We start from the raw sequence: 24765 nt of genomic DNA on the forward strand, positions 1-24765 counted from the left end.
CTCTGCTTCTGCCGACACTGAGACAGCCGTCAGTGTCGGTAGAAGGATGTCATCCTGCTTCTGCCGACACTCAGAACCCCGCCAGCGTCGGCAGAAGGGTATTGGCCGACACTGAACGGCGGAAGGCCGCGGGTAGGAAAGGTCATGGGGGCGTGGATGCTCTAGGAATCCTCGATGCGCGGCCCGCTTTCAAGCCGATCCGGTTACTTCACCCAATCACTTCGCTCCGATGGCGCAAGCCGAGGTATCCACACTCACACCGGAATCCTCCCAGCCCATTGGCGTCTGGTCGACACCGAGGTCGGTAGTCGCCTTCGGTGAGGTTGTGACATCGAAGGAGTAAGTCAACGACTTGCCGGGGTTCAAGAACGCCAGTGTCGTCGTGACGGTCTTGCCGTTCATCGTGGTTTGCTTCGGCGCGACCGACACCGTACCGTTCCCGCTCGTGGTGATATTGGCGATCGAACCGCCCGCAGGCGCGTAAATCAGCATCTTCTCAGCCGCCATGCCGCGTGCCAGGCTCGGCACCTGAATACCGCCGGCAATGTAATCCGGCAAAGTCGCCAATGCGGAGCTCGTCAACGTGTTATTCAGCGTGTACTCCACATGGTAGGTCTGCGAGCCGTCACCATTGCACGACGAGCGTGTGATCTTGGTGGTGCGATGCACGTACCAGTCCATCTTGGACGGGTTCTGTTCGGTGATATACACGCCAATCTTCGGATTGGCTTCATCATCCGGTGTGGACGCGGTAAAACCGGCGGACTTGAGCGAGTTTTCCGTCGCCTCATCGAAACTGTACATGGAGAAGTGGCGGCCTTGCGCGAGCGAAGACATCGCCTGGCCGACCTGTGTGAGCTTGGTCAGGTTGATATTCGAGAACATCGCGCTGATCGACTGGGTTGCGACCTCGGTGAAATACTGGTCCTGCATGCTGACCGGATACTCCTTGTACACGGTGTTGAGCAGGAATTCCGCGGTATTGTCGCCAGTGAGCACACGGCCATCCGACAGGGTGACCTGCCCGTTGATCGCGACCATCTTCTGCAGGAACACCGGATCGACCATGATGACACCGTCAAGATGCTGATTCGCACCCCACGGGGTACGCTGCCAGATCACACGCATGCCTTCCGCCGAACGCTGCGCGTCCGGATACACCGCCAGATCTCGCATGTCGAATGACATCTGCAACGGCCCCCACTGGTTGAAGATCCGCTGTTCATCCGCGGTCGGATCGCCGGCACCATACGGAATGTACTCGGTATTCGAGCGGAAATCCCCGATGGAAATCTTGCCGTTATCGGTGGTCATCACGCCCACGGAACCCAGCAGGCCGCCGCTGGAACGCGCCTCGGACGTGGTCATCGCCATCACGGCGTATGTCTTCGCGCCGCCCGAGCCCAGGAATCCTGGGATGATGTCCAGCGCATTCGACAGGTCGTCGATAGTGGTTCCCGCGGTGGTCAACTGCTTCCTGCCGGCATCGTACGCTGTCGCAATCTTACCAATGTTCGGTCTGGGGAGCGCGTCATACTGCTGGACCAGCTGTTGCAAAGGCTGATTCGCCGCTTTCATCGAGGCCGCCGCCTGGGTGATCGGCTCAAGGTTCAACGACCCGTCATCCGTGGTCAAGGACGCGTTGGCCAGGGTGCCGAGCGTATCGGCCAGTTGCGGCAACGGTTTCGTGGTCAGCTGGTGCACGATGCGCGTCATGCCGCGAACCGTGGCAATATCCTTGCCGTACACCGGCATATGCGAGGCGACACTCCACAATGTGCCTTCGGTGATATGCTGCGCCGCGGCGGTTTCCGCCTGCAATTGCGGCAACACAGTGTTGATGGAATCCACCGTGTCCTTGCCGACACCGGACGCGCTCGAACCAGACAGCCCTTTCAAACCGGCCATCAATGATATTGCTCGTTCCTCGTGGGCTTTGACTTCCATGGCCTGACGGTACAGCGTCAACGCCGATACCGCCCCTACCGCCGCCACGGCGACCAACACAACGAGCACAATCCATGGCCAGACGTGCCGGCGTTTGCCGTGGCTGCGCGGCGTGTGACCGTGTTCTGCGGAATGTCTGCTCATGTTTCTCCTCACCGATTGCCGGGCCGTGCTACGCGGATACCAGGCAGAATCGAGCTGTAGTCAGCGATGTTCCAACCGGGGATATTATCCCCCACAAGACACGGCATCCGGGCAAACACCATAGGATATCCACTGTTGTTCCACGTTTGCGTGGCGGAACAGCGAAGCCATGCATGCCGTCCATCCGGCGTCGGCCGGCGTGCGCGAATACCGGATCAGACGCGGACGACCATATCGGCCACACGCATCGTGGACTGCCGGTGCGAAACCAGCACCATGGCGACATCGCGCTCCTGGGCCAGCTGGTTGATCGACGTGAGAATCACCGCCTCATTCAACGCGTCCAACCGGCTCGTCGGCTCGTCGAACAGCACCAGATCAGCCTTGCGCAGGAAGACACGAGCCAAACCGATACGCTGCCGCTCACCTTCGGACAGGCGTCCGCCAAGTTCGCCGACCTGCGTGTCCAAGCCGTCCGGCAACGATTCGACCAGTTCCAGCGCTGACGCCTTGCGCAACGCTTCACGAAGCTCGTCATCACTCGCATGCTCGTCGGCGATACGAAGATTATCGGCGATCGTACCGTCGAACAAGTAGGTTTCCTGACTCATCATCGTCTGCGAGCGCCTGCGATACGCGGCATCGACTTGCGGCAACGGCGTATCGGAGAACCTGACCTGTCCGTGCTGCGGATCCCAGTAGCGCATCAGCAGTTTGAGCACCGTGGATTTGCCGCGGCCGGACGGTCCTTGGATGCCGAGAATGCCTGATGTGGGGACCGTCAGTGACAAGTCTCGGATAACCGGCTGGTCGGCGTGATACGAGAAGTCCACGTGTTCGAACGCCATGCCATCGTATGCGGGCTGCTCACTTCCGGTTTCGACAACAGCGGGACGCTCATCAAGCAGTGCGAACATGCGGCGTGCCGCGGCGAACGTCTGCGTGAGATTGGCGGGAAGCGCGCCCAAAGCGAGTGTCGGTCCGAACGAGCTGGTGATGAGCACGACAGCCGTCACCACATTCGGAATGCCATACGGGGCGGCTTGCGCGAGATACAACGCCAACGCGACCGCACCGACCGACGCGGCGATGACCAACAGGCCGCCGATGGCGGTGAACCGACCGTTTCTGCGGCTCAAGCGCCCGCGTTCCGCCCATAGGCGGCGTGTGCGGGAAACAATATTGCCCAAGCGACGCCTGCCTTGACCGAAGCGGATGATTTCGTCAAGTCCGCGCATGTCATCAAGCATGACATCGTCCAACTGCGCCGAATACTTGCGGATCTTCGGACCGAGGGTCCGTACGCTTGCCGCGAACCGCTGCGGCAACAGCACACCGACGATTACGTGGGCGGCCACCAGCAGCAGGGCGAACCACGGGTCGAGCGTGAACGCGGCGACCGCGAACACCACCGTCGTCACCACGGCGATTACGACCGGGGAAATCGTGTGCGCGAAGAAAATCTCAAGCAGTTCGACATCCGTGGTGACCAAGGAAATCAAATCGCCCTTGCCTTTTCCTGCCAGTTTGGCCGGAGCGAGCTTGCGCAGCGTGGCGAACGCTTTCGAACGGAACAGCGCGAGCAGACGGAACGCGACATTATGGTTCATGTATTGTTCCGCATATCGCATGATGCCCCGCAACACGCCGCATACCACCATGCAGATCACCGAAACGCGGGCCGAAAGCCCCCACACCGGGTGACCCAGATGGGAGAACAGTGCGCACACACCGAACACCGGCAGGAACGTGGCTGACAAGTGTCCGATTGTTCCATACAAGCATGCTTGCACCATGTACAGGCTCAATGGTCTCACTTCACGCAGCAGACGTCCGATGACCGCCATGGTGCCCATCGGCTTGGCCTGCTGGCCACCGTCGGGTACACCGGTCGTGGGCATGTTCGCCGAGACGGCATCGGTTTGCTGCGGTGCGGCGGTAAGCTGAGCGGCGGCTCCACGACGGCGCCCGTCAGCATGGTCTTTCCCGTCGAGGCGGCGCGTCTGCTCGTTGCCGACCAGCATGCGCGCGTCATCACGATGCGAGACATGCTCGTACACCGCTTGGGCGCGGAACAGTTTGGCGTACACGCCGTCAGTCACCACCAGAGCGTCATGCTGTCCGGTTTGCACCACCGTGCCGCGGTCGAACACCACAACCCGGTCGGCCAGTACCGCGTTCGCCACACGATGCGTGATCATGAGCACGGTTTTCCGGTCCGCCAAATCACGGATGGTGGCGAGAATACGGTTTTCGCTGTCCACGTCCACGCTGCTGGTCGCCTCATCGAACACGTATACCGCGCTATCGCGCAGCAAGGCCCGTGCAATGGCGAACCGCTGGCGTTGACCGCCGGACAGGTTCGCCGCATCCTGCTCGATACGCATATCCAGACCACCGGGCTGTGCGCAGACGAAATCATCAATACGTGCCTGATGCAACACACCCCACAGGTCGTTGTCGGTGGCATCCGGCTTGGCCATCATCAGGTTCTGACGCAGCGTGCCAGCAAACAAGTGGCTGCGCGCGCCCACTACCGTCACTGCTCCGGTAAGTGACTGTTCCGAAACGGAACTCAGCTCCACGTCCGTTGACGTGCCCAGCAGCGAGTAGCCGAGACGAATCGAACCGGTGTAGCCGACCAATGATCCGCCCAACAGGCCGGCGGCCGTGGATTTCCCGGAACCAGACACGCCGACAATCGCCGTCAACTGGCCCGGTTGGGCGGTGAAATCAACATCGTGCAGCGCAGGCTTGGCATCAGGGTCTGTTCTGTAGGAGAACCCGACCTGATCGAATGTCACCGACACCGAATCCGCCACCGAAGGCAACCGGATATTGCCATGCTGCGGCACGGGGGCGTCAAGCAGCGCGAAAATACGCTTCGTGGACGTCATGCCGTTCATCGCCACGTGGAAATACGATCCCAATTGGCGCAACGGCAGGAAGAAGCTCGCCGACAACAACACCACAACCAGTGCAGCGGGAAGCCAGATCTGCCCGATCATGAACTGCCAGATCGCCACGCCGATGCCCGCCGCAGTACCGCCGTACGCCACAAAATCCATCGCCGACAGCGAGCGCAACTGGATTTGCAGCACGCGCATGGTCATGACGCGGAATTCCTCGGCTTTGCGGTCCATCGTTTCGGCTGCACGACCGTCAGCGTCAAAGGTTTTCAAGGTTTCCAAGCCCTGCAGATCGTCCAAGAAGGCGGCGCCCATATCAGTATATTTGCCCCAGTATTGTTTGAACACGCGTGAGGCGCTCATCGCCACGAGGCCGACGATGATGACAATCAGCGGCGCACACACGAGCAGCACGAGCGCGGCAGGCCAGTTGACCGGGGCGACAAAAACGAACAGGGTGATCGGTGCGAGAATCGCGTAGAACAGTTGCGGCAGGAACAATTCAAAGAAGCTTTGAATCTGTTCGATACCTTCGCCGGCTGACTGGACCACGTCGGCGGTACGCACGTGTTGGGCGTAGGAGGGGCCGAGCTGGAGCATTTTGCGGTACAGTTTCTCACGCAACGCAAGTTTGACGCTTTCGCTGGCGCGGGTGCCGAAGAACGCGGCGCATCTGGTGGCCACATATTTGACAATCACGATGACGGTGATGAACAGGATGAACATGCCGTAATTGTCCGGATACGCAGACAAGGCCTGTTTGCCTGTCTCGAGCGCGGAATCACCTTGGGTTTGGGCAGGGTTCAAGCAGCGGCCGAGCTCGTTGAGCTGCGTGCATTTCGACGCGTTCAGCGGCTCGATATATCCGAGGATGTTGCCGAGCAAACCCACCAGAACATAGGCGAATCCGATATCCGCCAACAGCGACACCCACAGGCACGCCACTTTCGCGGCGACCAGGCGTTTGACCCCCGGCGTCAACGAAAACAGCCGCTTATCGAACATGCCGACCCCTTTCCGCATATACGTATGAACGCGTTGTGGATCCGTACCGATGAGGCTTCAACGTCGCGTCGCAGCCCGGTATCGCACGATCCGGTGCGTATCAGGGGCGTGATGCGATACGTAATCCCATGAAATCCGGGCATCTGACGTGTCGGACGTTGCATGCCAGTCGCATACGGTCACCATCACAATGGGGGTATTGTAGCTGATTGCCTTGTCTTCCACCAACGTTTTCGCAAACCACGACCAATGCTCCATAATCGGATAGACGTACAGCAAGTCACAACATGCGGACATGGCAGACACGGCGGGCACCGTTGGCGCAGCAGGGCAACTCACGCACGCGCCTGTTCCGCCGGTCGCACACCTTCCACGGTATCTGTTCCATACTGTACGAATCGCCTCGATATCCCGCAGGCGTGGAGCGAGCCCGGCGGCGCCACGACGGCGGAAGGGGGTAACCGAATCATGCAATCCGCAGAATTCCGCGATTCTTTCGATATGACGCTGCGGCCCAGGTGGGACAATCTCTTGGTATCTGTTCCATACGATTGGTTTCAGCGGTCGATTCCGCAGGCGTGGAAGCCGATGGCGAGGAGGGCGATGCTTGCCGGCACGCCTCACCGTCCCAGTGAAACCCCCGCCAACGACGCACGCTTGACTACTTTCGCCTCGACCTGGCCCACACCATACGTGGACACCGGGTACCCCGGTTCCGGCCCCTCCCCCAGCAAGAACAGCGCCTCACGCATCGCGGCGACGCCGAGCTGGCGATAATCCGGACGAATGGTAGTCAGCGGTGGAACCACGTCGCCGGCCACATCGATATCGTCGAACCCCACCAGACTGACATCCTGCGGAATACGAATATCATGCTCTCGCAACGCACGCGCCACGCCAATCGCCTGCGCGTCACTCGCGGCGACAATCACTGTCGGCAGTGCGCCTCCCGACGATCCAATGTATTCAAGCACATGATTCATACGCGCGTACGCCTCACTGGCCTGCCAGGAACGGCATCGGACGATCCGCGAGGCGATCGCATACTGCGCGGACAGTTCACGCCACGCGTCAAGCCGCGTCGTCGCGTCCCGCCATTCGGACGGCCCTGTGAAATACAAGGCGTGGCGGTGCCCGTATCCAGCGATCATGCTGATCACACGATCCATCGCCCCCCACTGGTCGACACCCACAACCGCGGTCCGGTCATGCCCGTCCCCATCGTGAATCATGTTCAACCCCGTACCGACACTGGTGCCGCCGTGTGTCGCCGTCAACAGGATTCGAGGCTTGGTGACCGGGGCACGGCACGCGGCAAGAAACAGCACGTCCGTCGGCACCATCATGATGTACGCGTCCACGTTCAGCTCGTCAAAACCCTCGCATATCCGATTGAACTCATCCTGCGAGCACATGGCTTTACGGATCATCGAAACGGTGACGAACAAGCCTCGCGCCCGTGCCGCCGCCTCAATCGCCTGTAACGTCAGCACAGCGCCATGAAACTGGTCGCCGCCCATAATCACGCCGATGATCCGCGAGCGGCTTGAAGCGAGCGCACGCGCTGAATTGCTGGGACGATATCCCAGCTGTTGGATGGCTTTGCGCACGCGGGCACGGGTTTGCGCCGACACATCCGGGGAATGGTTGATGACGCGGGACACGGTTTGATGACTCACCCCTGCCAGCATCGCCACGTCTTTCATTGACGGGCGAGACTTGGAGTGATTCACTTCCATCGTATGCGTGTCCTTTCTCAATCCTGTTGTTTCGTCCCGGCTCGCGCACGATGGCCGGACCGGACTGAACCGCGGCATCCAGAACATTCCAGATACTTGATGTTCCCGGCCCGTCCGGGTTACCCGGTTCAGGCCAGATGCCAGCTCACCCGGTGCAGCGGGGTCGGACCGTACTGCGCGATCGCATCACGATGCGCCTGTGAACCATACCCCTTGTTATGCGCCCAATCGTACGGCGCGTATTGCGGGTTGCCGGCGGCGATATCCATCATGAGATGGTCGCGGGTGACCTTTGCGATGACCGCGGCCGCGGCGACCGTCGCACAATGCTGATCACCTTTGACTTGGGTGATGATGTGGGCGGGCGCCGGCACATCCGGCGCATCGAACGTGCCGAGGGCGGCGGTGATGTAATCGTTTGGACCATCGAGAATCCCGCCGACACGGAGTTCTCGTGATACCGGCGTGCTCGCATTGGCGGCGACAGCAGAATCGTTCCTATCGCTGTCCAACTGGCGTTCCAGCTCATCCAATGCGCGCAATGCGGCGACACCGAGAGCATACGTGATACCCCATTCGTCGATCTCACCGTTGCTGGCCTGTCCGACTGCGCTTGAAGCGCACCATTGGCGCAACGGGTGGAATATCGCCTCGCGGCGGTGTTCTGTCAGCATTTTGGAATCCGCAACCCCGTCAGGAACCGCCAACGTTGGAAGGTCACGCGCCCACACGGCGGCGGCGCCCACCATCACCGGGCCGGCGAGCGAACCGCGTCCGACCTCGTCGAACCCGACAATCAGGTCGTAGCCTTGGGCGGCGAGGCTGCGTTCAAGGTCAAGCGTCGGAATCGGACGCTGGCGGGTGGCGTTACGAGGGGTTCGGGACATTCGCGAACACCTCGTGATGGGCGTCAAGCTTACCGATACGGTTCAACGGCCAGTTACGTACAATGGCGACGCCGAGCACATCGTTGATGGGTACGAGCCCGTTCGATCCGTCGTCCTGATGGTAGCGGGAATCCGCGGAATTCGCGCGATTGTCACCAAGCACGAAAATATGGTTTTCAGTCACCGTGACGCTGAACGGGAAATCACTGGGTTGTACGCCCGGCTTCACATACGAGCTTTCATCAATCGCCACACCATTGACAGTCACCGGCTGTCCGGCTCCCGCGCACGCCACCGTATCGCCCGGCAGGCCGATCAGCCGTTTGATCAGATCATTGCTGCCGAGGGATGATTCGGATTGCAACCAGTGGGAAGGATCTTTGAACACGACGATATCGCCGCGCTGCAGTTTGATGATATCGGGCGCAAGCTTGGTGGTGATGACACGGTCATTGATTTCGATGGTGTCGAGCATCGACCCCGACGGAATCACGTAGAAACCGAACAGGAACAAGCGCATGAACAGCACAATCAGTATGGGAACACCGCACCATACCAGAAATTCGCGAATACTGCCCGACTGATTCTCGGCATGGGTTCCACGCTTGGCACCGGATGTCTCATATGCGGAACCGGACGCCGCATGGGCGCCGCGAGCGACTCCGGTAGCGTGACGCGCATGCCGGCTTCTTGCCTCACGCCGAGGCGTGTGCTCCGTCATAGTCCTCCCATCTGCCGCCGAATCCGACGGTACTGTGCATCGCACCTATGCCGCGCGGACACCACACTGCATGCCACCCGCGTCAGCTACAACCACGCTGCCGCATACGTTACCAGTACGCCTACTCGAATCCGCCCAGCGCTCAACGCCGACAGCCCGGCAACCATACGGCCACCGGGCTGTCAGTCATGCAGCTATCGTGAAACTCACTTCTCGCTGTTGTCGCGACGCTCGACGATACGAGCGGCCTTGCCGCGCAGCGCGCGCAGGTAGTACAGCTTCGCGCGACGCACGCGACCCTTGCGCACCAGCTTGATCGAATCGATCGACGGGGAGTGCAGCGGGAAACGACGCTCGACACCCACGCCGAAGCTGATCTTACGCACCATGAAGGTCTCGCGCACGCCAGCACCCTGACGAGCGATCACCACGCCGGTGAACGCCTGCAGACGGGAGTTGTTGCCTTCCTTGATCTTGACGTTGACCTCGACGGTGTCGCCAGGACGGAACGCGGGGATTTCCTCCGCCGGCTTGAGATGCTTGGCGTCGAATGCTTCGATGGCATTAACCATGATGTTCCTCCATCGCCGCCGCATATCGACGACTGGTTGGGCTTCGCGACTCCGCTCGGGAGGCCGTTCAGCTGTGATGTCTTCGCAGGTTCGCCTGCGAAGAGTGCCAATCCGCTGGAAACCGTGGCATTGCGACCACATGGATGTTCCGGCTGGACCCAAAGAAAACCGGGATTATGCGGCGTCCCGTTTTTCGGCATAACAGGATTGGATTATAACGCGGTATGCGGACCGTGCGGCGGCCCCGGCGGATACGCGGTTGCCGGTGACGATTGTCGTGTCGTTGTCGGACAACGGTACCGGGCCGCCGTGCGATCAGCCGGTCACACCACAGGCGGATGTCTCCCCGCTGAAGCTTGCCTGGGAACGCAATCGGCCCGCCGTGCAACCAGCCAGTCACACCACAGGCAGATATACGAAATCCCGCCGCCCGACGAACGGACAGCGGGATTTCGATTCACCGGCCAGTCAGAAAGCCATGCTCCCTGCCGCCGGTATCACGCGACGCGAATCAGAACTCGCGGTTGGCGCGGTAGAACTTGATCAGGCCCTGGGTGGAGGCGTCCTGGGCGGCGAGCGCGTCGTCGTCCTTGGAGATCGCCGGGGTGATCTGCTTGGCCAGCTGCTTGCCGAGCTCGACGCCCCACTGATCGTAGGAGTCCAGGCCCCACACGGTGCCCTCGACGAAGGTGATGTGCTCGTACAGGGCGATCAGCTCGCCGAGCGAGAACGGGGTCAGGGCCACGCCGAAGATCGAGGTGGTCGGGCGGTTGCCGGCGAACACACGGGCCGGGACGATGTCCTCAGGAGTGCCTTCGGCGCGCACCTCGTCGGCGGTCTTGCCGAACGCGAGCGCCTTGGTCTGCGCGAGGAAGTTGCCCAGGAACAGCTCGTGCACGTCCTGGTCGCCGTCCTTGGTCGGGTTCGGGGTGTTGACGAACGCGATGAAGTCAGCCGGAATCAGCTGCGTGCCCTGGTGGATCAGCTGGTAGAAGGCGTGCTGGCCGTTGGTGCCCGGCTCGCCCCAGAAGATCTCGCCGGTGTCGCAGGTGACTGGGGTGCCGTCCCAGCGCACGGACTTGCCGTTGGATTCCATGGTCAGCTGCTGCAGGTACGCCGGGAAGCGGTGCAGGTACTGGTCGTACGGGAGCACCGCGTGGGATGCGGCGTGGAAGAAGTTGCGGTACCACACGTTGAGCATGCCGAGCAGCACGACCACGTTCTTGTCGAACGGGGTGTTGGCGAAGTACTCGTCGATCTCATGGAAGCCGTGCAGGAACTCCTCGAAGCGGGCCGGGCCGAAGACCACGGCGAGGGAGGTGCCAACTGCGGAATCCACGGAGTAGCGGCCGCCGACCCAGTTCCAGAAGCCGAAGGCGTTGGACGGGTCGATGCCGAACTCCTCGACCTTCTCCAGATTGGTGGAGACGGCGACGAAGTGCTTCTTGATGGCGTCGGCGTTCTGTGCGTCGGAGCCGTCGATGGCGCCCTTGGCCTTGAGCTCTTCGAGCAGCCAGGTGCGGGCTTCGCGGGCGTTGGTCAGGGTCTCCAGCGTGGTGAAGGTCTTGGAAACGATGATGAACAGCGTGGTCTCCGGGTCGAGGCCCTTGGTCTTCTCGGCCAGGTCGTTCGGGTCGATGTTGGAGATGTAGCGGGCGGAGATGCCGGCGTCAGCGTACGGCTTGAGCGCTTCGTACACCATGACGGGGCCCAGGTCGGAGCCGCCGATGCCGATGTTGACCACGGTTTCGATCCTCTTGCCGGTGACGCCCTTCCATTCACCGGAGCGGACCTTGTCGGCGAACGCGTAGATGCGGTCGAGCGTGTCACGCACGTCCTTGACGACATCCTGGCCGTCGACGATGTACTTGCCCTCATCCTCGACCGGACGACGCAGCGCGGTGTGCAGCACGGCGCGGTCCTCGGTGTTGTTGATGTGCACGCCGGTGTACATGGCCTTGGTGCGCTCGTCAAGCTTGACGGCCTTGGCGAGGTCGGCGAACAGCTTGAGGGTTTCCGGCTTGATCAGGTTCTTGGACAGATCGAAGTGCAGGTCGCCGGCATCGAAGCTCAGCTGGTCCACACGGCTCGGATCCTCGGCGAACCACTTCTTGAGGCTGATGCCTTCGTTCTGCAGCTCGTCATAGTGCTTCTGCAGGGCAGCCCACTCAGGAGTCTTGGTGGCGTCAACTGGCGGATTGATGGCCATACTTGGTCCTTTCTTGATAATCGAAGCGACACCGTTCATGCGGGCGCGACAGGCACGCGGCGAGCGCACGGCACAGGAATGACATCGTTTGCTTCCACGAGACAAGATACCCACAAAATAGGACAGCATCGGACAATCGTCCACACGGTCAGGCGCACGCCCGTCACAGGAGCTCGTCGTGGCCTTCCTGCCGCAAGTGGGCAACCATATTCTTGACTTCCTGGCTGCGGGCGCGCGGCGCGACCAGCAGCGCGTCCGGCGTGTCCACCACGACCATGTCGTCCACGCCGAGCAATGCAATCGTTCGCCCTGCGGCGGGCACCACCACGTCGCCGGCGGAATCAATATAGGATACGCATTCGCGGTCGCCGAGAATTTTGATGTTCTGTTCGTTCGCGCTCGGCAGCAGGGCGGCGACCGAATTGAAATCGCCGATGTCATCCCACCCGAAATCGCCGGGGATCATCGCCACGCCGCCTTGGACGCTCAACGGTTCGGCGACCGAATAGTCGAACGCGATTTTCTCGATGCCCGACCAGTGCGTCGCCATCGCCTCATCGACCGCGTCGCCGCCGGCAAGATACGCGTCCGCGATGGTCGAAATCGCGTCATACATGCGCGGCTTGTAGTCACGCAAGTGGCTGAGCAGAACGTCGGCACGCATCACGAACATGCCGGCGTTCCAACGGTATTCGCCGGTTGACAGATACGCTTGGGCGGTTGCGGCGTCAGGTTTCTCGACGAACCGTTCGACCAGGCGTGCGCTGGGGGCGTCCGGCACGTCCGCGGCCAAAGAACGGCCCTGATGGATATAGCCGAACGCCGTGGACGGACGGGATGCGGCGATACCGATCGTGGTCACGTATCCGGCGCGGGCTGTGGCGACCGCTTCACGCACCGCGCGCGCGAAGGATGCGGCGCCACGGATCACATGATCGGCGGCGAATGAGCCGACCACGACGTGCGCGCCATGTCGGCGGGCCAGCACAGCCGTTGCCAAGGCGATTGCGGCAGTGGAATCACGCGGCACCGGCTCGGCGAAGATATCGTTCTCATCAAGCTGAGGAAGCTGTTCGCGAATCGCCGCGACATGGCGCCATCCCGTACTCACGGCGACATGACCGTGCCCGGCGACGTGTTCAAGCCGGTCATAGGTGGATTGGATCAGTGTGCGACCCTGACCGAGCAAGTCATAGAGGAATTTCGGTTTGGCTTCGCGGCTCAGCGGCCACAGGCGGGTGCCCGTGCCACCGGCAGGAATCACCGCGTAGAAATCTTGGAACTCTTGGATGTCGTTGGGATTGTGCGGTTGGGCTTGCGCAACCCCGTGCGGCTCACCATGCGGATGACCGTGTTCTGTGCTCGTGTCGATTGTGCTGCTCATGGCTCCATTGTGGCACAAGCTTGTGGCGCACCGCGCGCCACGCCGCAGGGTCAAGGGCTGTCATTTGATGGACAGCCTGCGGGCCGATAACAGTCTCGTCAATGAAACTCTCACTATCTCGACGATCAACCGGCAGGATAGAGATGTTCAGAATATAGTCTCACCATCTCTTCGTGAATCGCGATTCCGCGAGTTTTCTGGGATCCTGCCCCGGCAACGCAAGCAGTCGGCATCCAAGAATCGTTGATATTCCGGGATATTCGGGACTATGCAATCAAGCGTAGGAAACCACGCAATCTCAATATCTCACCCAAATGGCTGCCGGGCGCGAGTTATTGAGGCTTTTTTCTCAACAACTCGCTGGGTCAAGGCGTTGCGGCGATTTTTTCAGATTCCGGAGGCATGGGGTGTACAGGAAAAATGGGTTAGACAAAATGTGTGTTTTATTCTGCCACTTATCCTTACTGCCGTAAGGCGTGTCGCGGGGTGATTCATCCTTCGCTTGTTCATCCCTGCTTATCGGGAATGTCATGCTGCCGACGCCGATGGCTCTGCCAGTGTCGGCAGACGGTTGCCGGCCTGCGTCTACCGACGCTCACCGCACACCCAGCGTCGGCACAAGGTCATCGCTCCGCCTCCACCGACACTGAACACCCCTAAGCATCGGCAGAAGGTACGACACACCGCTTGCGAACTACAGGAGACCCCGTGCCGGAACGCGTGTTGACCGATACGCCCATAGACGAAGTCCAAAGCACCACGTTTTTCCCTATGCCACTTTGGTTCCTATATGCCCCCACCCGGCCGGCACTTGCCCGAACAGCAAAACAGCACGCCCGCAGGCGTGCCGTGATGGAGCCACTTGACAGAATCGAACTGTCGACCTGCTCATTACGAGTGAGCCGCTCTACCGACTGAGCTAAAGTGGCGTGTTGCCCGAGAAGCATACGCTTCCCGCGCACAAGACCACAACTATAACGGAAACCGTGGATTTTGCAAAATCGATGGCGTTGCCGCACCGTGAGCCGCGTGCCAGGGCTACGATTGCCGGCCAGAAGCCCTGACTTGCATCAGTGGGTGCGCGCGAAGGGAGTCGAACCCTCACGACAAAGTCACAGGAACCTAAATCCTGCGCGTCTACCAGTTCCGCCACGCGCGCGACCCGTCCAATGTATCACCCGCCCACGCCAGTGTCGACATCCGGTCCGCTTATCGCTCAGCGAAATCATGTGACATTTTCGTGTCAGCAACTGATGAAACACAGCAGTGGGGCGCGACGAAAATCACCCGAAATCCTTGTTATCGCAAACAAGAAACGTTGTCATCGCCCCGATGGTAACGCAACCCTCTCGTAAACGTACCGTGAAAACGCACACCACGCATTACCCATTTGGCACCCGGACAAGGTATATTCATCATTGCGCTAACCAGCGTTATGCCGGACACCTTCCGACACATTCCCAACCATCCACAACACACAAGAAAGGACAAGCCATGACTGAGCAACTGCCCAGAATGGATTCGACGCTCGCAGCGCTTGACCGGCTCATGTCGGAAAGTCGCGACGACGACGATGATCACAAGGAGGCCTGACCGGCCTCCTTTTTCATGCTTGTTTCACGCTTGCCGTGCCATCTGCCCGCCTGTACGCCCGCGTCATACGACCGTTTATGATGAAAACCGTTCCGGCTGCAGCCGGATACCTATGCGGGAGGAACGGCGTGCAAGCACTTATTCAACCGGTCACCCTGCTGCTGATCATCGCAGTGGGATACATGTTCAAACGGTTCGGCCTGTTCGGCCCCCGCGATTATCGGGTCTTGCAGACCGCCGAATTCAATCTCGTTCTCCCCGGCGCCATCATCTACTCGTTCGCCACGCAGCCGCATGATATCCGGTTGCTGTGGATTTCACTGTTCGGCTTCATTGCTGCCGCAGTACCGCCTGCGCTGATATTCCTGTGCACCGGGCGACGTCCGGTCGCCCAGCGCGCGTTCGTCATGCTCAATGGGGCCGGATTCAATGTCGGATGCTTCTGTTTCCCGGTATTGCAAGCGTTTTTCGGCCCATCCGCCTTGGTACCAGCCGCGATGTTCGACGTCGGCAACTGCATTATGGTCGCCGCCGGCACGAACGTGCTCACCCAAACACTGCTGCATATCGCCCCTGATATGACCCTTGTCGAGCAGCATGCGGGCGATGCCCCGACGTTGCCGTATGAACGCCCGACCGACCGGGATGCCCGCCGTCTCGCCCGCCGTACACTGCTGCGTCGCGTGGCACGCGGGTTTGCATCTTCGGTGTCGTTCGACGTGTACATGGTGATGATTGTCCTGATGCTCGCGGGCATTCGCATTCCGGGTGTCATCGCCCAGATTGCGCAACCGGTTGCCGCCGCGAATTCGCTGTGTGCGATGCTGATGGTCGGCATGCTGATGGATGTGCCGGCCGGCCGCGCCGACGTGCGCGCCGTACTCGAAGTGCTCGCGTGGCGTCTGCCGTGCGGCATACTGTTCGCCGCGGCGGCGTGGTTCCTGTTGCCGTTTGATGTTGCGATCCGGCAGGCGGTGGCGTTGTGCTGCTTGGCGCCGATTGCGGTGTTTTCCACGATGTTCACCGACAAGGTGCTCGGCAATGCGCGGCTGGCCGGGTTTTCGCTCGCGTTGACCGCCGTGGTGTCGTTGACGTTGATGACACTCGCGCGCGTGACGTTGCTTGGATGATCACACAACTGCCGGTTCCCGGAATCCGGAGGCATAGGGACCCGGTGATGCCGGCCTGACTCGAACAAACTTCACCGCACTGTCATCGTATTTTGGGGACCAGGCAAGACCCGCCATACGGGAAACCGCAGATAGTGGCGCATCGGGCGGTCGCCGGGACGCCGGCTCAGCAGGAACCCAAAGATGCCCGCCCAGTCCAGGCACCATCCCGGAAATACTTACGCATCCCCAACGTCCCGCAAGACCTGCCACACGGCAAACCGGAATGCGGACCTACCGCTCAACCAGACGTGCGACAGCAGGGACCAGCGCCTTCAGCGCTTTTCCACGGTGCGATATCGCGTTCTTCTCATCCGCGCTCATCTCGGCGGAGGTCAGTTCGGCACCGCCTTCGGCACGCGCAGGCTGATTATCCGGCACGAACAGCGGATCGTAGCCGAATCCATGTTCTCCGCGAGGCTCGCGGATGATCCGCCCCGGCATTTCACCGATTTCCACATGCTCCGAAACAATGGGGTACAACCCTTCGGCGTCCGCATCCGCCCCCGGTACGGCGAGCGCTGCCGCGCAACGGAACCGGGCGGTGCGCTTGTCGTCGGGGATGTCGGCGAGCTGGCTGAGCAGCAGCGCGTTGTTCGCCGCATCATTGCCGTGCTCGCCGGCCCAACGAGCGGACAGAATGCCGGGGGCCGCGCCCATGACGTCCACAATCAGCCCGGAATCGTCGGCAATTGCGGGCATGCCGGAGCGTTGCGCGACGAAGCGGGCTTTCAGCAGTGCGTTTTCCTGGAAAGTAACACCGGTTTCAACCGGATCGGGCATGCCGAGCGAGCCCGCGGAAACGAGTTCGATGGGTGCGCCGGAGAGATCCTGGGCGAGAATCCGCCGGATTTCCGCCAGTTTGCCTTCATTGTGCGAGGCGACGACGATGGTGAGCGTCATAGGGTTCCTTTCAACGGTTTCGGATTCGGGATGGCGCGGCGCGTGCGCTGGTGCGCGTGACGCGAGCGACGTGCGCACCGGCATGCCCAGATGCGATCAGTCTTGGGCGAGCGCGGCGGCTTGGGCGGCTTGCAATTCGCGGTTGCCTTTTTCGGCGAGATCAAGCAGAATGCCGAGCTCGGCGCGCGTGAATGGGCGGTGTTCTGCGGTTCCTTGGATTTCGATGAACGCGCCGGATCCGGTCATGGCGACGTTCATATCGGTCATCGCTTTGCTGTCCTCCACGTACGGCAGGTCGAGCATCGGCTTGCCGTCAATAACACCGACGGACACGGCGGACACCGTGTCTTTGATGGCTTTGTTCGCGGACTTGATGTACTTGTGTTCCTCAGCCCAGCGCAGTGCGTCGACGAGCGCGACATACGCTCCGGTGATGGATGCGGTGCGGGTGCCGCCGTCGGCTTGCAGGACATCACAGTCCAGCTGGATTTGGTTCTCCCCCAGCGCTTTCATGTCGATGACGCCGCGCAGGCAGCGTCCGATCAGACGACTGATTTCGTGGGTGCGGCCGCCGATCTTGCCTTTGACGGATTCACGGTCGGTACGGTCGGCGGTGGCGCGCGGCAGCATCGCGTATTCGGCGGTCACCCAACCCAGCCCGCTGTCTTTGCGCCAACGTGGTACGGATGGTGTAAAGGTCGCCGTGCACATGACACGCGTATGCCCGCATTCAATAAGCACCGACCCTTCCGGCGGTTCGGTGAAGTGGCGGGTGATATGCACCGGACGCAGTTCATTGACTTTGCGCCCATCCGCGCGCGTCACATGCATATCGACTTCCAAAGCGAGTTTTGATTGCACGTCATGCTGTTGTTCTTGATCGAGCGCGGAATCCGCCTGTGTCATGTCTGCCTCGTGTTTCTTCATATACGGCCGGTTCTGCCGGCTGATGTCCTTCGTACGCCTTCAACCTAGCACAGCGCAACGCCCGTGCGTTTGCGCTGCCGCCCCGGATGCGTATTCACCGTGACGGCAGCAACGGCTTGTCAGGCAGGATCCGGTCAATCAGGAATACGGCGAGTGAAACCAGCAGGCAGCCGATGGCAAGCCCCACGATATTGACAAGGAATTGGCTCCATCCCAACTGTCCCAAATCAATGAAGGTATACGGATACGGGTTGCCGCCGACCGACGGTCCGGCATGCGGCCACAATTGCGCACGAATCACCACGAACGCAAGATATATCGGGAAATAGCCCATCCAGCTGAGCACGTACCCGGGTTTGAAGCGCCGATGCGGATCGAACAGCACAAAATCAATCACCGCCATCACGGGCGCGAACCGATGCAGCATCGTATTGGTCATGATGCCAAGCACTTGCGGCACATAATGCGGATCGTCCGGCGGCATGAGCAGGAACGCGACCAGCGCGGTGACGACCGCGTAGACGGTCAGGCAGCCTTTGAGCCATGCGGGCGGCTGAATGCCTTCAAGCAAGCTTGCGGCGCCCGCCCACAACATCACGATGCCAAGGACGAATCCCGTTTGAAACGTGAAATACACCCATCGGTTGGGAATCGTCCACGCTTCATACGTGCCGACAAAGCACAACGCGGCAATCGCCAGACGCCATATACCCGCAATGAATCTCATACCATCAGCTTACGCCTGACGCCGCAGCCCACCCAGCGTCGGCACAACCAGAACACCGACCCACTACCGCCTCCCACCCGATGACGCTTGCACGGCGAGTACCGTCGGACTACGCTAACCGGCAACGGACCGAATACGAGAACATCACGAGAAGGACAAATCATGGTTGATTATTCACCGGCATTGATGACCGACATGTACGAGTACACCATGCTGGACGCCGCGCTCAAAGACGGGACCGCGAATCGTCCATGCGTTTTCGAGATCTTCACCCGACACCTGCCCGAAGGCCGCCGCTACGGCGTGCTCGCCGGCACCGGGCGCATCCTTGACGCGCTCGAACACTTCCATTTGGATGACGAGGACCTCGCGTTCCTCGCGGACCGCAAGATCGTGAGCAAGGAAACACTCGACTGGCTCAAGGACTTCCATTTCACCGGCTCCATCAAAGGCTATCGCGAAGGCGAAATGTTCTTCCCGAACTCACCGGTGCTGCAAGTCGAAGGCACCTTCGGCGAATGCACGCTACTTGAAACCCTCCTGCTGTCCATTCTCAACTATGATTCCGCAGTCGCTTCAGCCGCCTCCCGCATGGTCAGCGCCGCCAAAGACCGACCCTGCATGGATATGGGCGGCCGACGCACCAACGAATGGGCCGCTGTCGCCGCCGCCCGCGCAGCCGTCGTCGGCGGATTCCAAGGCACCGCGAACCTGCTGGCCGCCCAACTGTACGGTCTCAAAGCCATCGGCACAGCCGCCCACTGCTTCACCCTCGTGCACGACAGCGAGCGCGAAGCGTTCGAATCGCAAATCAACGCGCTCGGCAAAGGCACCACCCTGCTGGTGGACACGTACAACATCGAGGAAGCTGTCAAAACCGCGGTAGAAGTCGCCGGTCCCGATCTTGGCGGCGTACGCATCGATTCGGGCGACCTGGCCGCGATGGCGCAACGCGTGCGCAACGAACTGGACGCCCTAGGCGCGACCTCCACAACCATCACCGTCACCAACGACCTTGACGAATACGCGCTCGCCGCGTTGCAGACCGCGCCGGTCGACTCCTACGGTGTGGGCACGATGCTGGTCACCGGGTCGGGAGCCCCGACCTGCGCGATGGTGTACAAGCTGACCGAACGCGAGAACGCGAACGGCGTCATGGAGCCGGTCGCCAAGAAATCCAAGGATAAGGCGACTGTGCCGGGGCGCAAACTCGCCTATCGTTCCTACGAATACAATCTCGCGGATTGCGAGCATGTCATTTCCGGCTCCGAAAGCAAGCTCGCCGACTTCCACGCTCCGGAAGGCTGGAAGGATCTGCTCGTCCAGTACGTGGACCATGGTGAGATCAACCATGAGCATCAGGGCCATGATGCCATCGTCAACGCGCATAACTACCGTGCGAAAGCCTTGGCGGAACTGCCGATCACCGCACAAAGCCTGATGAAAGGCGATCCGGCGATCCCGACCGAGACAACCGTGCTGTAAGCCGCTCCTGCAAGACGGTTACGCTGTCGGCGTGTGACTGCTGCCATGTGGCCGCCCCGACACATATCACGCCGAATGATGATGGGCCGGCTGTTTGGACGTTGATACCGCGTCCAAACAGCCGGCCCATCGTGTCCACGCGGGAAGCCGCACCGGCAGGGGACCTGCCTCACTCGTCCCCGTTACCGGCGCCGCCCATCATCTGTTCGTAGATGCGCTTGCATTCCGGACATACCGGATACTGCGACGGATCGTGTTTCGGCACCCAGATCTTGCCGCACAACGCGACCACCGGGCGGCCAGTCAAGCGGGACTGTTCCATGCGGCGCTTTGAGACATAATGCGCGAAACGATCCGCATCACCGTCATCGGTGCCTTTGAGTTTCTCTTCCGCCTGCGGACGCTCCAACACCGCCGTACCGGTCGCGGAATCCGGATTCGACAACGGGGAAACCGCTTCATCCGCGTCATGTGCGGCCAGGCGGGTCGTCCACGATACTTGCGCCGTATCCCGTGCGACCATACTTCCGCTGTCATGCACCCCCACATTATTGTCGTTCATCAGTAATCACCTTCCGCCTGAATCTCAATTCATTACCGTATTGCTGAAGTTGCGTTTCCACCATCATAGCCACGCCAAATATCCGATGACAGCAACGCGGTACGCTTATGGTATGACTATCGCAGTATGCCCTGGCTCGTTCGACCCGGTGACCGCCGGGCATCTTGACGTTATCCGCCGCTGCTCGCGCTTCTTCACGCAAGTACACGTCGTTGTCGCGGTCAACGCCGCGAAAACACCGATGTTTTCCGAACACACCCGGGTTGATATCATCCGACAGGCGCTCGGCGGGACGTGCGACAACGTGGTCGTCGCATCCACTGACGGGTTGATCACCGATTATTGCAAAACAGTCGGCGCCACTGTCATCGTCAAAGGCTTGCGGCAGAACGGCGATTATGAGGCGGAGCTGGGCATGGCGCTCGTCAACCGCAAACTCGCCGACGTGGAAACCCTCTTTCTGCCTGCGGACCCGGTGTTGGAGCATATTTCCAGCTCCGTGGTCAAGGATGTCGCACGCCACGGCGGTGATGTCACCGGCATGGTTCCCGATTGCGTGATCCCGCTGCTCGAACGCGCACTCGATGAAGAGCGACATGCGTGACACGCCTCGCGATTGACACGTCGCCCATCGTATTCGCGACGCCACAGCATCGCCTACGATAGAGGAAAACGCAGCACGCACCACGGCAGAGATCAAAGGTAAGGAGAGAGCATGACAGGCAGCGAAGCCAGCGGCGCCAACGATCCGGATCATTCGAACGACAACACCGGAACCGGCACCGGTCAGGTTCCCGCACAACCGGCACCCACGATGACCAGCACCACGAACACCGCACAAGCCGACAGCGAACCCACCGAAAAAGCGACGCAAACAGCCACCGGCGACCCCCGCGACACGCAGACGCAACCCGCGGAAGCAACCGGCAGCACCAAACGTGGTTTCGATATGTCATCCTTGCCTGATCTGAGGGATCCGGCAAGCCGCGGCGGAGCTGACGACGGACGGCAACAGGACGCCACCGCGGATGCCGCCGTGGGAGCCGCCCGCGACCATGACCGGTATTCCGAGGCCGAAAGCCAAAGCCGTGCGGAATTCACCACTGTCTACGACATCCTGGATTCGCTCGAACGCCAGCTTGATGAGGCAAAAAGCAGCTTCTTCGCCCCCAATCAGGTCAGAATCGACCGTGACGAATTCGCCGGGCAGCTTGACGAGCTGAAAAACATGCTCCCCGTGCAACTCGAACGCGCCTCCGCGCTCATGCGCGAAGCCGAACGCCGGCTGGAAAACGCGCAAACCCAAGCGAACGCCGTTATCGCCTCGGCACAAAGCCAAGCCGCGAACATCGTCCACGACGCGCAAGAGCAAGCGCAATTCCTGGCCGGGCAAGACAACATCACCACCATCGCACGGCAGAAAGCGCGTGCTATCCTCGACCAAGCACAAACCAAAGCCGACAAGCTCACCAGCGGTGCCAACCAGTATTGCACTGATGTCATGCAAGGCCTGCAAGACCAGCTTGACAAGCTCAGCCAGGATGTGCGCGGCGGTCTGAGTGTGCTCGACCAGCGCGAACGCGCGGCAAGCGAACGGCTTGACCATATTCAACCAGACGATTATCCGGAGGCTTGATATGACACGTCCAGAAGATTCACCGTGGGCGGTTTCCGTGGCACAGGTCGCTTCACGGCCAGGGCAGAGCACCACGGTTGACGCGGATTTCCCCGCGCCCAGCGGCATCGGCGACAATATCGTCGGCATTGACGAAGGCGAGCCGATCCACGTCGACGGGGCGTTCGATTCCATCGTGGACGGACTCGTGTTCCACGCCCATCTCACCGCCCCCGTCCACGCGGAATGCACCCGCTGCCTCACCCCGCTGCAACGCGACTGGGGTACGGATGTCACCGCGTTCTTCCCCTATGAAGACGCATCGCGGGATCAGGATGACGACACGGACATCATCGCAGGCGAAGAGGAGACGGAAGACACGTACCCGCTGAGTCCCGACGGGTGTTTTGCCGATCTGGAGGCCCTGTTGCGTGACTCGTTCGTCGAGACCCTGCCCTTGCAACCGTTGTGCAAGCCTGATTGCAAGGGCTTGTGCCCACAATGCGGCATCAACCTCAACGAGCATCCGGACCACCGGCATGACACTACGGATATCCGTTTCGCGTCCCTTGCCTCGTTGAAAGAGCAGCTGGAACGCGAGTCGAAGGCCGAGTGAACATGGTGTGCCGCCGCAAGTGGACGTTGTACGAGGCATGCGGTAGAATTCTGAACGCTTAAGCTCAATCGTTCGAACGAAACAGAGGAATACACCATGGCACTGCCTAAGTACAAGACCTCGCGCGCCAATACGCATTCGCGTCGCGCGAACTGGAAAGCGTCTGCCGCACAGACCGTCACCTGCCCGAATTGCGGCGCTCCGACGCTGCCGCACGTGGCTTGCCCGAGCTGCGGTTCCTACCGCGGCCGCGTTTACCGCGACGCCATCCAGTCCGCTCACACCAACTGAGTGACCGGAGCAGCTGAACGAGGTTCACTGATTCAGGACCCTGCCATCGACGGGTGGCAGGGTCCTGTCGTATTCGCACGCCGGGGTGTTCACGATGCGGGCTCCCCAATATCGCGCACACCGCTATGATAGGTATACGGTTTTTGCCACGGGGGACACATGCGCCTCCCCTGCGCAAAGTACCGGCTTCAGGTATCCTGCCGACTACCATCAGCGGACGTTGATACTGCGCACGGCGGTCAGCAGAACACCGGAAGCCCCAAACGCGTTACGCTTCCGGCGTAGCGTCAGGACCATATCCACGACCACGAGGCAGCTTCATGACTTCCAGCTCCAACACCGACGGCGCACCGTCACAACACCACCGCTCCAAGCATCACGGTTCCAGCATGAGACGCGTTGATACGGCTACCACTGTCACGCCGAACACCAGGCATCATGTCGGCGTGGTCCGAGAGGAACACGACGACCAGTCACCTACGCAGGAGCTGCTCGACGCGCTCGGCACGACCATCAGCCCGGAATTGCTGGTTCAGGCGCTGACCCACCGTTCCTTCTCCCACGAGCATCCCGGCGCCCCTAATTACGAGCGGCTCGAATTCCTCGGTGATGCCGTGCTGGAACTCGTTTCCACGGAAACCTTGTTCAAAGCCCATCCGGACATGACCGAAGGACAGCTGGCGAAAATGCGCGCGAAAGCGGTTTCCGAGGAATCGTTATCCGCCATCGCGCGGGACAAGCTCCACGTCGGCCGGTTCATTCTACTCGGCCATGGTGAAGCAGAATCCGGCGGCGCCGATAAAAGTTCGATTCTGTGCGATATCGTCGAATCCTTGATTGGCGCGACGTTTGTCGAACATGGGATTGATGGTGCGCGCGAAGTCGTGCATCGCCTCGTGGATGACACTCTCAGGGAAGTCGCCACCGAAGGCCCCGCCCTCGATTGGAAGACCTCGCTGACGGTGCTCGCCCATCACATGGGCTTGGCCGACCCGGAGTACCGCATGTCCGTCAGCGGTCCGGAATACGCGCAACGGTTCACCGCCCGCGCGATCCTGCCCGGCGGGTACGGCAAACGTTGGACGCTGCCGTTGCATGACGAGCATGGCGATATCGCCGATGAAGGCGCCGACCCGTTGCTGGGAACCGGCAGCGGAACAAGCAAGCGTAAAGCCCAGCTCGCGGCCGCCAAACAAGCATGGCATACGCTCAAACAGCGTGAACGCGACTGTGCTCGAATGCGGTCCGCAACAGGTGGTGCCGCCGGAAACGCCCCTCAATCAGGTTCCACGCATGACCCTGACGAGAACGGCACAAACCGCGGGTAGCATTCGTCGCACGGTATCGCAACCATCATGTG

Annotated in this window: 19 protein-coding genes and 2 tRNA genes; 7 read left to right on the forward strand and 14 right to left on the reverse strand. The window is 60.8% G+C overall.

What is annotated here, in order from left to right; translation table 11 throughout:
• Nucleotides 1-216: 216 nt before the first annotated feature.
• From BBOU_RS04090 to BBOU_RS04140, 10 genes are all read right to left on the reverse strand, one after another.
• A complete protein-coding gene (locus BBOU_RS04090; RefSeq protein WP_026503415.1) occupies nucleotides 217-2091 on the reverse strand; it encodes a DUF4012 domain-containing protein in 1875 nt (624 codons plus the stop codon).
• A 215-nt stretch (nucleotides 2092-2306) separates the two neighbouring features.
• Nucleotides 2307-6005: a thiol reductant ABC exporter subunit CydD/CydC gene (locus BBOU_RS04095; RefSeq protein ID WP_026503414.1), complete on the reverse strand. Its 3699-nt coding sequence runs from the start codon at nucleotides 6003-6005 to the stop codon at nucleotides 2307-2309.
• Between the two features lie 620 nt (nucleotides 6006-6625).
• Nucleotides 6626-7744, reverse strand: coding sequence for a LacI family DNA-binding transcriptional regulator (locus BBOU_RS04105; protein ID WP_026503412.1), 1119 nt, complete (start codon nucleotides 7742-7744; stop codon nucleotides 6626-6628).
• 128 nt (nucleotides 7745-7872) lie between these two features.
• Nucleotides 7873-8631 carry a ribonuclease HII gene (rnhB, locus tag BBOU_RS04110; protein ID WP_051616878.1) on the reverse strand — a complete coding sequence of 253 codons (759 nt, stop codon included), beginning with the start codon at nucleotides 8629-8631 and terminating at the stop codon, nucleotides 7873-7875.
• Nucleotides 8612-9352, reverse strand: coding sequence for a signal peptidase I (gene lepB, locus BBOU_RS04115; RefSeq protein ID WP_081815563.1), 741 nt, complete (start codon nucleotides 9350-9352; stop codon nucleotides 8612-8614). The genes rnhB and lepB overlap by 20 nt, the downstream gene beginning before the upstream one ends.
• A gap of 206 nt (nucleotides 9353-9558) precedes the next feature.
• On the reverse strand, nucleotides 9559-9924 hold the full coding sequence (gene rplS, locus BBOU_RS04120; protein ID WP_026503410.1) for a 50S ribosomal protein L19: 366 nt from the start codon (nucleotides 9922-9924) through the stop codon (nucleotides 9559-9561).
• A 511-nt stretch (nucleotides 9925-10435) separates the two neighbouring features.
• On the reverse strand, nucleotides 10436-12133 hold the full coding sequence (pgi, locus tag BBOU_RS04125; RefSeq protein ID WP_026503409.1) for a glucose-6-phosphate isomerase: 1698 nt from the start codon (nucleotides 12131-12133) through the stop codon (nucleotides 10436-10438).
• 163 nt (nucleotides 12134-12296) lie between these two features.
• Entirely contained in the window at nucleotides 12297-13517 is a 1221-nt protein-coding gene (locus BBOU_RS04130; RefSeq protein ID WP_238552032.1) for a mannose-1-phosphate guanylyltransferase, read from the reverse strand.
• Between the two features lie 853 nt (nucleotides 13518-14370).
• Nucleotides 14371-14446: transfer RNA gene (locus tag BBOU_RS04135), tRNA-Thr, on the reverse strand.
• A gap of 149 nt (nucleotides 14447-14595) precedes the next feature.
• A tRNA-Leu gene (locus BBOU_RS04140) sits at nucleotides 14596-14676 on the reverse strand.
• Nucleotides 14677-15238: 562 nt separating this feature from the next.
• Here BBOU_RS04140 and BBOU_RS04145 point away from each other — a divergent pair.
• The gene (locus BBOU_RS04145) at nucleotides 15239-16240 is read left to right on the forward strand and encodes an AEC family transporter (RefSeq protein WP_026503407.1); all 1002 of its coding nucleotides are present in this window, start codon (nucleotides 15239-15241) and stop codon (nucleotides 16238-16240) included.
• Between the two features lie 273 nt (nucleotides 16241-16513).
• On the opposite strand, the gene rdgB is transcribed toward BBOU_RS04145, so the two are convergent.
• The 3 genes from rdgB to BBOU_RS04160 all read right to left on the reverse strand — a co-directional run bounded on the left by rdgB (nucleotide 16514) and on the right by BBOU_RS04160 (nucleotide 18836).
• A complete protein-coding gene (gene rdgB, locus BBOU_RS04150) occupies nucleotides 16514-17182 on the reverse strand; it encodes an RdgB/HAM1 family non-canonical purine NTP pyrophosphatase (protein WP_026503406.1) in 669 nt (222 codons plus the stop codon).
• 96 nt (nucleotides 17183-17278) lie between these two features.
• Nucleotides 17279-18013 (reverse strand): ribonuclease PH, encoded by a 735-nt coding sequence (rph, locus tag BBOU_RS04155; RefSeq protein ID WP_033490468.1) that lies wholly within the window; start codon nucleotides 18011-18013, stop codon nucleotides 17279-17281.
• 190 nt (nucleotides 18014-18203) lie between these two features.
• Nucleotides 18204-18836, reverse strand: a complete 633-nt coding sequence (locus tag BBOU_RS04160) for a Pr6Pr family membrane protein (protein WP_026503404.1) — start codon at nucleotides 18834-18836, stop codon at nucleotides 18204-18206.
• A gap of 87 nt (nucleotides 18837-18923) precedes the next feature.
• Between BBOU_RS04160 and BBOU_RS04165 the strand changes: the two genes are divergently transcribed.
• Nucleotides 18924-20321, forward strand: a complete 1398-nt coding sequence (locus BBOU_RS04165) for a nicotinate phosphoribosyltransferase (RefSeq protein WP_274518414.1) — start codon at nucleotides 18924-18926, stop codon at nucleotides 20319-20321.
• A gap of 169 nt (nucleotides 20322-20490) precedes the next feature.
• Here BBOU_RS04165 and BBOU_RS04170 read toward each other — a convergent pair whose 3' ends face one another.
• Nucleotides 20491-20844 (reverse strand): DUF3039 domain-containing protein, encoded by a 354-nt coding sequence (locus BBOU_RS04170; RefSeq protein WP_026503402.1) that lies wholly within the window; start codon nucleotides 20842-20844, stop codon nucleotides 20491-20493.
• Between the two features lie 151 nt (nucleotides 20845-20995).
• Here BBOU_RS04170 and coaD point away from each other — a divergent pair, with 151 nt between their 5' ends.
• From coaD to rnc, 5 genes are all read left to right on the forward strand, one after another.
• Entirely contained in the window at nucleotides 20996-21487 is a 492-nt protein-coding gene (gene coaD / locus BBOU_RS04175; protein ID WP_026503401.1) for a pantetheine-phosphate adenylyltransferase, read from the forward strand.
• Nucleotides 21488-21697: 210 nt separating this feature from the next.
• Nucleotides 21698-22519 (forward strand): ATP synthase subunit B family protein, encoded by an 822-nt coding sequence (locus tag BBOU_RS09220; protein WP_420885357.1) that lies wholly within the window; start codon nucleotides 21698-21700, stop codon nucleotides 22517-22519.
• Nucleotide 22520: 1 nt separating this feature from the next.
• Complete coding sequence (locus BBOU_RS04185; RefSeq protein ID WP_026503400.1) at nucleotides 22521-23114, forward strand: YceD family protein; 594 nt, start codon at nucleotides 22521-22523, stop codon at nucleotides 23112-23114.
• Between the two features lie 96 nt (nucleotides 23115-23210).
• A complete protein-coding gene (rpmF, locus tag BBOU_RS04190; protein ID WP_026503399.1) occupies nucleotides 23211-23405 on the forward strand; it encodes a 50S ribosomal protein L32 in 195 nt (64 codons plus the stop codon).
• 389 nt (nucleotides 23406-23794) lie between these two features.
• Nucleotides 23795-24733, forward strand: coding sequence for a ribonuclease III (rnc, locus tag BBOU_RS04195; protein WP_152595640.1), 939 nt, complete (start codon nucleotides 23795-23797; stop codon nucleotides 24731-24733).
• Nucleotides 24734-24765 lie beyond the last annotated feature (32 nt).

This window comes from Bifidobacterium boum (assembly GCF_000741535.1).
Lineage (GTDB): Bacteria > Actinomycetota > Actinomycetes > Actinomycetales > Bifidobacteriaceae > Bifidobacterium > Bifidobacterium boum.

Excerpts from the sequence above, each read along its gene's own strand:
- BBOU_RS04090 (WP_026503415.1), bottom strand. The coding sequence starts at position 2,091 with ATGAGCAGACATTCCGCAGAACACGGTCACACGCCGCGCAGCCACGGC.
- BBOU_RS04095 (WP_026503414.1), bottom strand. The coding sequence starts at position 6,005 with ATGTTCGATAAGCGGCTGTTTTCGTTGACGCCGGGGGTCAAACGCCTG.
- BBOU_RS04105 (WP_026503412.1), bottom strand. The coding sequence starts at position 7,744 with ATGGAAGTGAATCACTCCAAGTCTCGCCCGTCAATGAAAGACGTGGCG.
- rnhB (WP_051616878.1), bottom strand. The coding sequence starts at position 8,631 with ATGTCCCGAACCCCTCGTAACGCCACCCGCCAGCGTCCGATTCCGACG.
- lepB (WP_081815563.1), bottom strand. The coding sequence starts at position 9,352 with ATGACGGAGCACACGCCTCGGCGTGAGGCAAGAAGCCGGCATGCGCGT.
- rplS (WP_026503410.1), bottom strand. The coding sequence starts at position 9,924 with ATGGTTAATGCCATCGAAGCATTCGACGCCAAGCATCTCAAGCCGGCG.
- pgi (WP_026503409.1), bottom strand. The coding sequence starts at position 12,133 with ATGGCCATCAATCCGCCAGTTGACGCCACCAAGACTCCTGAGTGGGCT.
- BBOU_RS04130 (WP_238552032.1), bottom strand. The coding sequence starts at position 13,517 with ATGAGCAGCACAATCGACACGAGCACAGAACACGGTCATCCGCATGGT.
- rdgB (WP_026503406.1), bottom strand. The coding sequence starts at position 17,182 with ATGACGCTCACCATCGTCGTCGCCTCGCACAATGAAGGCAAACTGGCG.
- rph (WP_033490468.1), bottom strand. The coding sequence starts at position 18,013 with ATGCATGTGACGCGCGCGGATGGGCGCAAAGTCAATGAACTGCGTCCG.
- BBOU_RS04160 (WP_026503404.1), bottom strand. The coding sequence starts at position 18,836 with ATGAGATTCATTGCGGGTATATGGCGTCTGGCGATTGCCGCGTTGTGC.
- BBOU_RS04170 (WP_026503402.1), bottom strand. The coding sequence starts at position 20,844 with ATGGTCGCACGGGATACGGCGCAAGTATCGTGGACGACCCGCCTGGCC.
- coaD (WP_026503401.1), top strand. The coding sequence starts at position 20,996 with ATGACTATCGCAGTATGCCCTGGCTCGTTCGACCCGGTGACCGCCGGG.
- BBOU_RS09220 (WP_420885357.1), top strand. The coding sequence starts at position 21,698 with ATGACCAGCACCACGAACACCGCACAAGCCGACAGCGAACCCACCGAA.
- BBOU_RS04185 (WP_026503400.1), top strand. The coding sequence starts at position 22,521 with ATGACACGTCCAGAAGATTCACCGTGGGCGGTTTCCGTGGCACAGGTC.
- rpmF (WP_026503399.1), top strand. The coding sequence starts at position 23,211 with ATGGCACTGCCTAAGTACAAGACCTCGCGCGCCAATACGCATTCGCGT.
- rnc (WP_152595640.1), top strand. The coding sequence starts at position 23,795 with ATGAGACGCGTTGATACGGCTACCACTGTCACGCCGAACACCAGGCAT.